At 58.9% G+C, this 13,057-nt stretch carries 9 protein-coding genes; 4 read left to right on the forward strand and 5 right to left on the reverse strand.

Features of this window, described 5'->3' with window-relative positions:
* Positions 1–47 precede the first annotated feature (47 nt).
* On the forward strand, positions 48–1,358 hold the full coding sequence (locus QEH54_RS13520) for a Rid family hydrolase (RefSeq protein WP_309019220.1): 1,311 nt from the start codon (positions 48–50) through the stop codon (positions 1,356–1,358).
* Between the two features lie 50 nt (positions 1,359–1,408).
* Here QEH54_RS13520 and QEH54_RS13525 read toward each other — a convergent pair whose 3' ends face one another.
* Positions 1,409–3,040, reverse strand: a complete 1,632-nt coding sequence (locus QEH54_RS13525) for a sigma-70 family RNA polymerase sigma factor (RefSeq protein WP_309019221.1) — start codon at positions 3,038–3,040, stop codon at positions 1,409–1,411.
* An 87-nt stretch (positions 3,041–3,127) separates the two neighbouring features.
* Positions 3,128–3,499: a VOC family protein gene (locus tag QEH54_RS13530; RefSeq protein ID WP_309019222.1), complete on the reverse strand. Its 372-nt coding sequence runs from the start codon at positions 3,497–3,499 to the stop codon at positions 3,128–3,130.
* Between the two features lie 196 nt (positions 3,500–3,695).
* On the opposite strand from QEH54_RS13530, the gene QEH54_RS13535 reads away from it, so the two are divergent.
* The 3 genes from QEH54_RS13535 (at position 3,696) to QEH54_RS13545 (ending at position 7,875) form a co-directional block, all read left to right on the forward strand.
* Complete coding sequence (locus QEH54_RS13535; protein WP_309019223.1) at positions 3,696–4,289, forward strand: CIA30 family protein; 594 nt, start codon at positions 3,696–3,698, stop codon at positions 4,287–4,289.
* A gap of 127 nt (positions 4,290–4,416) precedes the next feature.
* Positions 4,417–5,670, forward strand: coding sequence for an acyltransferase family protein (locus QEH54_RS13540; RefSeq protein WP_309019224.1), 1,254 nt, complete (start codon positions 4,417–4,419; stop codon positions 5,668–5,670).
* Positions 5,671–5,790: 120 nt separating this feature from the next.
* The gene (locus QEH54_RS13545; protein WP_309019225.1) at positions 5,791–7,875 is read left to right on the forward strand and encodes an endo-1,4-beta-xylanase; all 2,085 of its coding nucleotides are present in this window, start codon (positions 5,791–5,793) and stop codon (positions 7,873–7,875) included.
* Positions 7,876–7,997: 122 nt separating this feature from the next.
* On the opposite strand, the gene QEH54_RS13550 is transcribed toward QEH54_RS13545, so the two are convergent.
* From QEH54_RS13550 to purL, 3 genes are all read right to left on the reverse strand, one after another.
* Positions 7,998–8,354 carry an RNA-binding protein gene (locus tag QEH54_RS13550; protein WP_309019226.1) on the reverse strand — a complete coding sequence of 119 codons (357 nt, stop codon included), beginning with the start codon at positions 8,352–8,354 and terminating at the stop codon, positions 7,998–8,000.
* A gap of 412 nt (positions 8,355–8,766) precedes the next feature.
* The gene (locus tag QEH54_RS13555; RefSeq protein ID WP_309019227.1) at positions 8,767–9,009 is read right to left on the reverse strand and encodes a hypothetical protein; all 243 of its coding nucleotides are present in this window, start codon (positions 9,007–9,009) and stop codon (positions 8,767–8,769) included.
* Positions 9,010–9,095: 86 nt separating this feature from the next.
* Complete coding sequence (purL, locus tag QEH54_RS13560) at positions 9,096–13,028, reverse strand: phosphoribosylformylglycinamidine synthase (RefSeq protein WP_309019228.1); 3,933 nt, start codon at positions 13,026–13,028, stop codon at positions 9,096–9,098.
* Between the last annotated feature and the right edge of the window lie 29 nt (positions 13,029–13,057).

Below are 13,057 nucleotides of genomic sequence, written 5' to 3' on the forward strand. Positions count from 1 at the left end.
GAAAGTGACGGATCCTGGCGCGGCGCGCTATTTGCTCACGCCCCGCCATGCGCTTTTTTCACCCAATCACCCTGATCATCGTCGCCCTTTCACACTTAGCCGTGGCTCAACCGGTCATGGAGCTCATACACACTGACGAAAAACCGTACAGCGACTCAGTGGCGGTGCATCCCGACGCCGCGATCTCGTTTACCAAATCCTTCGAAGGTCGGGGAAACGGTCTCGCCGCCCAAGCTGCCGACGCTCTTCAGCAACTCGATGACGCCCTTTCCAGCAGCGGCCTCAGTCGTGGTGACGTCGCCAACGTTCGCGCTTACCTGACCTCCGCGAAAGGCGAGGATATGAGCGATCACATGGGTGCCTGGAACGAGGCGTTCAAAGCCTTTTTCGCCGACAATCCCCTTCCACCCACCCGCACCACCATCGGCTCGTTTGCAGCGATCGATCCTGATTCGCTTATCGCTATCGACGCCATCATCGCTTCGTCGAAACCGAGCGCGTCCGCAGAAACGCTTCCTGCAAATCCTCGTCTCATGTCGGGATCGGAAAACCAACTTCGCAGCATCGCTCCCTACTCCAGCCTGCTCATTACTTCCGGGGTGCTAGCAGATCCGCTACAGGAGGGTGGAAGGGATTTCGGCGACATGGAGCAGCAAACCCAGTCCACCCTGCAAAAGCTGGAAGCCACCCTCATCAGTTGGGGACTGCATTTGGGCGATCTCGCCTTCACACGAGTCATGCTGTCGCCTGAATTGGACGAAGAGGAAAACCGCTTTTTGGATACAGATGGTTTTCTTTCAGGATGGGAAGCCTTCTGGAGCGAGAAACGAGTCGCCGCCCCTCCCTTCAGCGTATTCTCCGGCCCCGGCTTCAGCAATTCTGGCCGCCTCATCGAGATCGAGTTCTACGCCGCTTTTCCCGATGCCTCCGGACCGTTTAGCCAATTCCCCACCCATGGTGAAGAACAGTCCTCCCCCATTCTTCGCGCTGGCAACCCGACTTCCTTTCTCAGCGGCTCGGTAGCCCTCGCTCGCGACGCCAAGAAAATCTGGCTTTCCGGAGCGATCGACCGTGACCGCGACACTATTCACGGACAAGCCACCGAGGCGCTACTGACCTTGCACGACCGCCTCGCCGATCACGGTATCGACTTTTCCAGTACAGCCCAACTGCGGGCCTACCTCAACTTCGACGGTCCATTCGGTCCGAACTTCGGAAACTGGAACACCGCCTATCGTCGCTTCTTCGATCACAAGAAGGTGAATCCGGAAAAGCCGGTTCGCACCGCCTTCCCCATCGAAAACCTGCCCAGCCCGCTGCTCATCGAAATCGAAGTCCTCGCCGCCACTCGAGACTAGGGTAAGGCGACTCTACTAGACCGCGTCCGGAGGCCGCGTTCCACCGTTCCTCAGGACTCCCGCTTGCCTTTGCCCATGCGCTTGCGCACTGCTTTGGCATACAAGACCACTGGCACGATCACCAAGGCCGACATGGCTAGCATGACGAACACGTGAGACTGCTCGATGCTTGCGAGGTTCACGATCTGTCCCGCTTGTTCGTTGTTCACCTGCTTCGCCATGGCAATCGGCCCGATGGCGCCTTCCTTGGCCGCTGAAAAGCCGTTGCTGAACGCGCTTTCCCAGCCTAGGGCAGAAAGAGAGGCGTACGCCTTGTATCCGATCGCGGAGGCTCCGAGGGCCAACAATCCGACGCCGACGGTACCGACTCCGATCACGCCAAAACCAACCGCGCCAAGCGATATCAATCCTACCGAGACGATGCCAACGCTGATCGTGCCCACCGCGTATCCACCCCAGGCGAACAACAGTCCATAGGCCTTTTCTCCCGCGGCGATCCAACCGATCGCCGGACCTTCGTTCCCTTCCGAGTTGGTGAACTGCACATGCAGCAGCGGCACGCCGAACAACGTCGCCCGACTGCGATACTCGCGCTTCTTCGAGCCGATCTGGTCGATCTCGCTCTGAAAGAGATCCGGTCTCCGCAAGCGCTCCGCGATGCGCAAGGCCCGAGAACTGGAAAACATTCGAACGGTCAAATAGAGGTAGCTCGCGGCAAAGCAGATCGCCAGCGCTTGAGCCAGCCACATGGCGTATCCACTATTCCAATATCCGTGAATGACGAGCTGACGCATGCCAAGAATTCCGGCGACAAACAGAATAGCTAGAGCGAAGTAGGAAATCACGGTGCGGATCACTTTCCGGCGCTCGAGATCCGTGCGCGATTGATCGAGCCCCGCTCGCAAAGCGAATCCGCTGCTAATGACTCCGGAAATCGAGGCGAGAAAAGTGGCCACTCCAGTCCATTTCAACGCGGAGCCGATCTGAGCCGCCACCGCGCCGGTGCCGACAGCTTTGGCGGGAGGGGCCATCATGGCAGGCAGGGCCGCCAGTACTCCTGCAGTGAATACACGGCCGGGCGTGCTGCGGGCCAGCGCGTCTTCCACGAAGGTCATCATGCGTTCCTGCAAGAGCTTTCGTCCGCGGGATAGCCGTTGTTTCACCGCATCCTCGGAGAGATCGAGCTCGTAGGCGACGTGCTCCACCGAACGGTGCTCTCGGTAGTACAGAATCAATGCTTCGCGATAGGTTTCCGGCACCTTTTCCAAGGATTGCCACAACAGGGCCTGTTCTTCTTCTTTCATGGTGTACTCCTCAGCTCCTTGGGAATCCGACTCCAACTCGCTCGCATGCTCCAACTCCTCGGCTCTGGCCAACGGCTGACGGGCTTCCTTGCGGCGGTGATGGCTGAGCTTGAAACGAAGGATTCCGCACAACCACGACTTGAGCTTTTCCGGCTCCTTGAGCCCGGCGAGCTTCTTCCATGCTTCGATGAAGGTTTCCTGGGCCAAGTCTTCGCTTCGGGCCAAATCTCCCAGCGACGAATATGCCACCGAGCAAAGCAATCGCTGGTACCGGGTAACAATTTTCCCGAAGGCCTGACGATCGCCTTGGAGGGACGCTGTCACAAGAGTGGCGTCGCCGATGTCCTCAAACGAGGGGCTGTTGGTATTTAGATTCATGAGCTGTTACTTACCAGTGCCCGAATCGCAGACCGAGGTGACAGACTTTTTGAAGAAAAACAAAAACGGTCCCCCTGCCATGCCCGCTCACACATGCTGATCGATCAATACCGGGTTCCCATCAGGATCGACCACGATCAAGTGAGCCGGGCCACTGGTCGTCTCATCCGCTTCCGCCACCAGCGGCAGCCCCGCCTCCTTCAGCCTTCGCTGGATGCTCCGCACGTCTTCGAATGTCTCCAACTCGTCACCCGCGCTCGTCCAACCTGGATTGAAGGTCAGGCTGTTTTTCTCGAACATATCCTGAAACAGTCCGATGGTCGTCCCCTCGTTCCTCATGATGAGCCAGTTCTGCTCCTGTTTCCCGCCCACCTCTTTAAACCCCAAAGCTTCGTAAAAGCGACGCGAAGCCGCGATATCCTTAACTGAAAGACTAACCGAAAACGCGCCGAGTTTCATAGAGCAGTACCATGGGTTGGAGGTTCGGCGACAGCCTAGTCCATCCGCCATGCTAAGGGCAAGGCTAGGCGAATCGTCGTTTTTCCAAAAAAAAACCAAAAAAGTCTGTCACCTTTTTCTCCCCCACGGGCACATACTCTGTGAACGCCGATGCGAGACCGCTTCGGCCAAGCCAACTCCAAAAAGACTAACAAAAATGAAAACGATCGCCCGCTCCCTCCTGAACGCCGCCAAGGCCCTGCTCGCAATCGCTGCCCTCAGCTCCTCTATCATAGCGGCCGAAACGCCCAGCTTGATCGACGACTTCAGCGACTCGGATAAAAACAGCTTCGGCTTCCCGCGCATGTATATGAACGATACCACCACCGGCGGATCCACCTCCACCGCGCAAAAGGTGGAGGACGGCGTCCTGCTCGCCAGCGGCGAGATCGCTCCCCCTCGCGGTCAACCCGGCTGGGCCAGTATGGTCCTGCTGCTCTCCGCCGACGGCACGCCAGTCGATCTCTCCGCCTACCAAGGCGTTCGACTAAAGGTAAAGCAAAGCCAAGGAATGCTCTCCCTTTCAGTGAACAGCTCGGAAGTGAAAAACTACGACTACCACGCCGCCCTAGTGCCCTACCAAAAAGGCGACCAACTCCAGGAAATCACCATCCCCTTCAGTTCCCTCAAGCGCGCTTGGTCCGAACAAACCAAACTCAACCCGCAAACGATCCAGAGCATAAGCCTTGTCTCCGTCGGCATGCAAAAAGGCCCCTTCGCCTACGAAATCGACGAAATCAGCTTCTACTAGCGGTAGGGTCCGGCCGCCGCGCCGGACCTATTGCACCCGCCCATAGATTGTGGCCGCGATCGTTGATCGCGGTCCCATCCAGCCACACCATCGCCTCCAATCCTCCTCGCATTCAACTCACTTCGCCATGACCGCCCTTCCCTCCAACTCTCGTATCGATTATCTGGATGCAGTTCGCGCCTTCGCTCTACTTCTCGGCATCGTCTTCCACGCCAGCCTCTCCTTCATGCCGAGCTTCATCGGCTGGGCGGTCATGGATATAAACACCAGCTCGCTGGTGCCGATCTTTCTCCTGATCAGCCACTCCTTTCGCATGGAGCTGTTTTTTCTCATCGCCGGTTTCTTCAGCCACATGACATTCTACAAGAAAGGAACCAGCGCCTTCCTAAAGTCTCGTGCCACCCGCATCGTTCTACCCTTTGTAGTGGCCTGGTTCATACTACGCCCACTGCTGGTGTCTGGATGGGTCATGGGAACGGAAAGCATGCGCGGCGAGGTCGATATCTGGAACGGCCTTAGCCAGGGGTTTCAAACCTTGAAAGCGCTTCCCGCAGGCATCTTCACTGGCAGCCACCTCTGGTTTCTCTACTACCTCGTCCTTGTCACCGTGACCACGCTCGTCGTCAAGAAACTGCTCGCCCTTGCTCCGTCCGCTCAGAATTGGCTAGGCGCCACCGTAGACCGCATCATCCAGTGGGTGGCCAACACCTCCAGCTCCGCAGCCATCCTCGCCATTCCAACCGCCTTCTGTCTCTGGCGAATGAGTCAGTGGGGAATGGATACACCGGACAAAAGCCTCATTCCCCATCTGCCAACCTTCCTCGTCTACCTCGGCTGTTTCAGCTTCGGGTGGCTCCTTCATCGCCAGCCGGAATTACTCACGAATCTATCGCAGCTCACTCCAACCCGCATTATAAACCTCTTCGCCAGCATCGGATTCACCATCTATCTCTCTGGCTTTCAAGCGAATCCAAGTTTCGAATACATCGCCGAAGCGCGAGCCGCCTTTTGCTTCAGCTATGGTGTCATGATGTGGTCGCTGGTATTTGTCAGCATCGGACTGTTCCGCGTCGTGATTCGCAAACAAAACGCCATCGTACGCTACGTGGCCGACGCCTCGTATTGGCTCTACCTGATACACCTGCCCATCGTGGTCTGGCTGCAGATCGCCTTCGCTGAGCTCCAGCTGAACTGGTTCATGAAACTCGCCGCAATCAGCGGTATCACTATCGCCTTCAGCCTGCTCACCTACGACCTGTTCGTGCGCTCGACCTTCATCGGCAAAACCCTGAATGGCGCCCGCAAGCGAAGAGCGATTTTCGCAAGAGGCGGCTCCGAAACCTCCTCTTCCAAAAAAACACAGGAGTTGCACACAGCGTAGCGAAAGCAATGCAGGTTCTGGGCATCGAAAAACGACTCCGAAATCGCCCCATTTGGCTCTCCTCCTGACTTGTGCTCAAATCCAAAACCGGCTACCGATCGTATTTCTATTGAGCGCAAAATGATGCACAGGTCACGATCCACCCCTTGGGCGATTACCCTAATCGCCTTCCTTTTTCTGATTAGTCCGCTACTGGCGAAAACCGAACTCCCTGCGGGTGGCGTGGCCCTTTTGCCTGGAAATATCACCGTGACAGGCGGATTCTGGCCGGGCGAAAACGGCGGCTCGCCCGTCGCCTCCGCCAGCGTCGTTTCCGTCGACCACCCAGACTTCACCCAAGCCCGACGCGTGACGGTCTCCAACCCGGCCGGCCAATTCTGGAATGGAGCCTTGCAGTTCACCGTCAACCAGGCGGTCGCCGAGGGCGACGTCATGATGGTGCGCCTCTTCTTCCGCTCCATCGAGTCCAACGACGAGTCCGGCGTCGGCTTCGCCACCGTCTTCCCCCAAGGCCCCGCCCCGGACTTCAACAAATACCTGCAGCGCGAAATCACCGCCACCGATCAGTGGACCGAGTATCTCCTGCCCTTCGTAATGACCGAAAGCCTCCCTTCCGGACAACTCTCCTTGCAGATCGGGGCCGGAGCGGGATCTAAAACCCAAATCTGGGAAGTGGCCGGTATCGAGTTCATAAACTACCAGCAAACCCTCGCTCTGGACGACCTGCCCATCACCCGCCCGTCCTACGCGGGACGCGAGCTTGACGCATCCTGGCGGGACGCAGCCGCCGCACGTATCGAACAACACCGCAAGGGCGACTTTCAGCTGAAGGTCCTCGATGCCAATGGAGACCCCATCCCTAACGCCGACATCTCCATAGAATTTCTCCGGCACTCCTACCACTTTGGCTCCGTCATCGTATCCAGCATCATCATGGGTACCGGCAGCGACAATGACACCTACCGAGAAAAATTTCTCGATCTCTTCAACCAAAGCGGCCCGGAAAACGACTTCAAATGGGGCCCCTGGGCCGGCGAATGGGGTTCCAGCTACGCCGCCTCGCAAACCCTCGCTGCCATGCAATGGCTGCGCGACCGCGACATCTATACCCGCGGCCACGTCATGGTTTGGCCCTCCAAAGGCAACCTGCCAAACCTCATCCAAAGCTACCTGCCCGAAGGCAACCCCGCGGCCGCCGACCCGGAAGCCAAGCAAATCGTGCTCGACCACATCGACGACGTGGCCTCGCGCAGCGCCGACTACGTGGACGAGTGGGACGTGCTCAACGAGCCCTACGACAACTACTACCTCATGGACGCCTTCGGAGACGAAGTCATGGTGGACTGGTTCGAACAAGCCCGAGCCCACCTCGAACGCCATGCGCTTTACATCAACGACTACGGAATACTCTCCGCGGGCGGACGCGACTTCGCCCATCAGGACCACTATGAAGAGACCATCCGCTACCTGCTGGAAAACGACGCCCCGCTCAACGGCATCGGCATGCAAGGTCACTTCAGCAGCTCGCCGACCGGCATCGAACGCATCTACGACATTTTCGAGCGGTACCACAACGCCTTCCCCGAGCTCGATATACGCGTCACCGAATTCGACATCAGCACCGAAGACGAGGAAATGCAGGCCGACTTCACCCGCGACTTCCTCACCATCGCCTTCAGCCACCCCGCCACCGTTGGCGTGCAATGCTGGGGATTTTGGGAAAACGCCCATTGGCGATCGGACGCCGCAATGTATACCAGCGATTGGCGCGAAAAGCCCAACGCCGTTGCCTGGCGCACGCTCACCAAAGAAACCTGGTGGAACGACTTCCAAGGCGCCACCGACGCCAGCGGTCTGTTCTCCGATCGTGGCTTCTACGGCGACTACCGAGCCACTATCACCATCGACGGCGAAGCTCATGTCTACGACTTCAGCTTAGCGAAAGGAGGAGCGACCAACGTCACCTTGCAAATCGGTAGCGACCCTTCGAATACGCCACCGCCGGAGCTCTCCATCGGACACGGTCGGGAATTCCTCGAATTGGCCCTTTCCCAACACGACGGCGAGCCCTATGTGCTGCAAACCTCCGGCGACTTGGAAAACTGGAAGACCATCCTCGACCTGGAAAACCTCACTCCCGGCCTCAGCTACGAGCACCTCTTCTACCCGGAGGCCACCACCTTCTTCCGCATCCTCGAGAAGTAGGGCCCCACCGGTAGGGGGTGGGCGCCGCCCCCCAAGCCTCAGCAAAACGCCCATCCCCGATACCCACAAAAAAGCCCGGCCTTCCTGAGAAAGCCGGGCTGAAAAATTCGATTTATCGACGCTTAGCGACGACCGTAACCGCCACGATGGCCTCCGCCGCCGCCGCGATTGTCACGGCGATTGCCACCACCGTAGCCACCACCGCCACCGCCGCCGTAGCCGCCACCTTGGCGAGGGGCGCGAGGGGTAGCCTCACGAACGGACAAAGCGCGACCAGACACCTCATGGCCGTCAAGGCCTTCGATAGCTGCCTTCGCTTCCGCAGCGTCATCCATGGTGACGAATGCGAAGCCGCGAGAGCGACCGGTTTCGCGGTCGGTGATAATCTTCAAAGCGGACACCGAGCCATAAGCTTCAAAAGCATCCTGCAAATCGCCTTCAGAGGCGTCGAACGAAACGTTTCCTACGTATATTTCCATTTTTTAGTCTTCTATTAAGCATCTGAGTTGAGTTCGAAGTAGGTAGGATTCGAACAGCGACGCTTGAACTGGAATATACCTGGAGTGGCCATATGAACTCGGCCCCCCTGAAACTTGAGCCGCCACATGATTCGAAAAATCCCACAATTACCAGCGTAATCGCTCAACGAACGAAAAATGTTGCCCACAGAGCCACCCCCAGACGCTTGGCCCAACCCGATCCCTAGAGTTCCCAAAATCCCTGTTGGCATATCCCAATATCACCACACTACGTACTTCTCCCAATACGATGCCCACCTAGGACACCTCCGATACCCAAGCCGCAGCGTTCATCACCCGCTGTGCTACCTCCGGCGGACACGAACGTGGCTACTAGGACCTCAAGCCAGTCCACCTCAACCGCCTTATCGACCTAAAACACGAACGCGCTACCGAGGAAAAATGCGGACTCATCCGTTACCTCCGCCCCGAGTATCAGAATCCCAACTACGCCGCAGCAGCCCAACAGGCCGTCCAAAGCGACCTCGCTATCGAAACCCCAACCGAAGCATTCGCCCCCAAAGCCAAGCACACCTAGCCCCAAACCACCCGCGAGCAGATCGCCCAGCTTCAAGCAGCTCCTGCCCTCCACCGGCCACACCGCTGCCGAGCTCATCGTGGAACGATCCGATCCGATCAAATATATATCGCCAAAGCTCCGCTAGGCGTGGCACGGCGGCCACGCCCTACCATTAGCCACCGCTACCCCACGAACACGCGGGCATTGCGGAACAAGCGCATCCACGGGGAGTCCTCGCCCCACTCCTTGGGAGCCCAGCTGAGCTGCGCGGTGCGGAACACGCGCTCGGGATGCGGCATGAGAATAGTCGCGCGTCCGTCTTCGCTGGTGAGAGAAGTAATGCCGTACGGCGAGCCGTTAGGATTCAGTGGATACGCTTCAGTGGCCTGGTGTTTGTTGTCAACGTAGCGGGCGGAGACCAGTCCCGATCCATCGCATGCCTTCGCGGCTTCAGGGCTTTTGAACTCCGCTCGGCCTTCGCCGTGAGCTACCGCGATGGGCAGGACGCTGCCTTCCATGCCGGCGAACAAAACGCTGGGGCTCTTTTCGATCTTCACCGAAACCAGACGGCCTTCGTAGCGCTCGCTACGGTTCTGCACGAAGTGCGGCCAATGTCCGGTACCGGGGATCAGTTCGTGCAGGTTGCTGAGCATCTGACAGCCGTTGCACACGCCGAGCGAGAACGTGTCTTCACGCTCAAAGAAGGCCTGAAACTCCTCGCGAGCCTTGGCGTTGAACAAAATGCTCTTGGCCCAGCCTTCGCCCGCTCCCAGCACGTCGCCATAGCTAAAACCACCACACGCAGCCAAGCCCTTGAAGTCGGCCAGTGACACAGCGCCGCTGAGTACGTCTGTCATGTGAACGTCGATACACTCGAAACCAGCCCGGTAGAACGCGCCCGCCATCTCGACTTCGCCGTTTACACCCTGCTCGCGCAACACAGCCAACTTTGGCTGTGATTTCAGATTTGAGATTTCAAATTTCAGATCATCCAGGTCGAAAGTGACCTTCGGGCTGATACCGGGATCGCTTTGGTCTTGGCGGATGGTGTGCTCGCTGGCGGCGCTCTCGGGATTGTCGCGCAGGCTCTGCATGCGGAAGGTCACATCGGACCAGATGGCACGCAGCTCGGAGAGTCCGTTTTCGTAGATCGCTTCGCCGCCTTGCAGCACCTTCAGGTCGAAATCCCGATTCAGCGTGCCTACGACCGAACTGCATGTATCCAGACCGTGGACACGCAACACCTCAAACACTGCCGCTTGGTCGGCGTCGCGCACTTGGATCAGAGCACCCAGTTCTTCCGCGAAGAGGGCGGCAAAGGCGTCGCTGTCGGCGGGCACTTCCAGATCCACACCCACGTGACCGGCGAAAGCCATTTCCACCGCGGCGGCAAAGAGTCCGCCGTCGCTGCGGTCGTGGTAGGCGAGCAGCTTTTGCTCCTTGCCCAGCTGTTGAATGGCGTTCCAGAAGTTTTTGAGATCCTCAAGGCTATCGACGTCGGGATTTCCTTCGCCCATCTGGCTCAAAGTTTGAGCGAGAATGGAACTGCCGAGGCGATTCTTTCCGCGGCCGAGGTCGATCAGAATGAGGCTGGTATCCGTTTCCTGGATAAGCTGCGGAGTGAGGGAAAGACGAATGTCGCTGCAGCGAGCGAAAGCGGAGATGATGAGCGAGATGGGAGCGGTCATACGCTTCTCGCCCTGCTCGTCCTGCCACACGGTGCTCATGCTCATGGAGTCCTTGCCCACCGGGATGGTCACGCCAAGCTCCGGACAGAGTTCCATGCCGACGGCTTTCACCGCATCGTAGAGATCGGCTCCGTCGCCTTCCACATTGGGAGCGGCCATCCAGTTGGCGGAAAGATTGACCTGTTTCAAATCGCCGATCTGAGCGGCGGCGAGGTTCGTGAGGGCTTCACCCACCGCGAGTCGGGCCGCGGCGGCGGAACTGTTAACCGCAGCTGGCGTGCGCTCGCCCATGGACATGGCTTCGCCGGTGTATCCATCGAATGATGACGCGGTCACGGCGCAGTCTGCCACGGGAACTTGCCAAGGGCCCACCATCTGATCGCGATGGATGAGACCGGTCACGGTGCGGTCGCCGATAGTGATGAGAAAGGTCTTGTCCGCTACGGTGGGGTGCGAAAGCACGCGCTTGGCGGCTTCCTCCAGGGTCACGCCATCAAGCTTTAGGGCTTCCTGCGGGCGCTTGAGCGATTTCTCGCTGCGATGCATGCGCGGCGGTTTTCCCAACAACACGTCCAACGGCAGGTCGATGGGACGGTTGCCGAAATGCGGGTCGTCGAGAATGAGCTGTCGCTCGTCGGTAGCCTCGCCGATGATGGCGTAGGGGCAGCGTTCGCGCTTGCAGATGGCCTCGAAGGCCTCGATGCGGTCGGCCGGAATGGCCATGACGTAGCGCTCTTGCGACTCGTTGCACCAAATTTCTAGCGGGCTCATGCCTGGCTCGTCGTTGTTGATCTTGCGCAGGTCGAAAATGCCGCCCTTGCCGGCGTCGTTGACCAGCTCCGGCATGGCGTTGGAAAGTCCGCCCGCCCCGACGTCGTGGATGAAGGCGATGGGATTTTCCGCGCCCAGGGCCCAGCAGCGGTCGATGACTTCCTGGCAGCGACGCTCCATCTCCGGGTTGTCGCGCTGCACGGAGGCGAAATCGAGATCCTCGTTGCCCGAGCCGCTATCGATGGAGCTGGCTGCCCCGCCGCCCAGGCCGATGAGCATGGTCGGGCCGCCGAGAACGACCAGCTTGTCGCCAGCGTTGACGATGCCCTTTTCGATGTGCTCGTGGCGAATGTTGCCCAAGCCGCCCGCCAGCATGATGGGCTTGTGGTAGCCGACTAGCTCTAGCGGCTTGTCGTTAGAGCCCATTTGAGATTTCAAATCTGAACTTTCAGATCTGGCCGGGACGGCCATTTCGAACGTGCGGAAATATCCCAGGATGTTAGGACGACCAAATTCGTTGTTGAAGGCGGCGCCACCAAGCGGTCCGTCGATCATGATATCGAGAGCGGACACGATGCGCTCCGGCTTGCCAAAGTCCTTTTCCCAAGGCTGCGGGGCGTCGGGTAGTTTGAGATTGGATACGGTGAAACCAGTGAGACCCGCTTTGGGCTTAGAGCCGATGCCGGTGGCCCCTTCGTCGCGGATTTCGCCTCCGGAACCGGTGGCGGCGCCTGGAAACGGCGAGATGGCGGTCGGGTGGTTGTGGGTCTCCACCTTGCAGAGGATGGCGATGTCCTCCAGCGAGGGGGCGTAGGTGTTGGTCTTGGGATCGGCGAAAAAGCGATTCCCCTTTGAGCCTTCGAAGACCGCGGCGTTGTCCTTGTAGGCGGACAGGATGCCTTCGCTGCGCATCTCGAAGGTGTTTTTGATCATCTTGAAGAGCGACTTCTCCTGAGCTTGCCCATCGATGTCCCACGAGGCGTTGAAGATCTTGTGGCGGCAGTGCTCGGAGTTGGCTTGGGCGAACATCATCAGCTCCACATCCACCGGATCCCGGCCGAGCTTCTGGAAGTTTTCCACCAGGTAGTCGATCTCGTCTTCGGCCAGGGCCAGTCCGAGGGACTTGTTGGCTTCGACGAGGGCATCGCGGCCGCCGGAGATGACCGGCACCGTGGTGAAGGGCTTGGGCTCCTCGTGGCGGAAAAGCACGGACAGTTCCTCCTGACTGCCGAAGACCGCCTGGGTCATTCGATCGTGCAGCTTGGCGTCGAGGGCTTTGAGTTGGGCGTCATCGAGGTCTGCTGCGCCTTCGGTTTCCACCCAAAACGCCACGGCCCGCTCCACGCGCTCCAGCTTGGTCAGACCGCAGATGCGAGCGATGTCGGTGGCCTTCGAAGACCAGGGAGAAAGCGTGCCTGGGCGCGGGGCCACCACGCGCAAGAGTCCCTTCGGCTCGTGGGACTCGATTTTCGGTCCGTAGGTGAGCAGTTTCTTGAGGACGTCGAGCTCCTGATCATCGAGTTCGCCATCGATCTCGGCCACGTGCACGAACTCGGCATAGATGCTTCGCACGGGGAGGTTGGCTGAGCGGAGTGCTGCGATCAGCTTTTGCAGACGAAAGTCCGAATGGGAGGGAGCGCCACGGAGGATTATCATAACGCAGGCAAACTGAGAGCTTCCCCCTC

The organism is Pelagicoccus sp. SDUM812003 (assembly GCF_031127815.1).
In the GTDB taxonomy this organism is placed as follows: domain Bacteria; phylum Verrucomicrobiota; class Verrucomicrobiia; order Opitutales; family Opitutaceae; genus Pelagicoccus.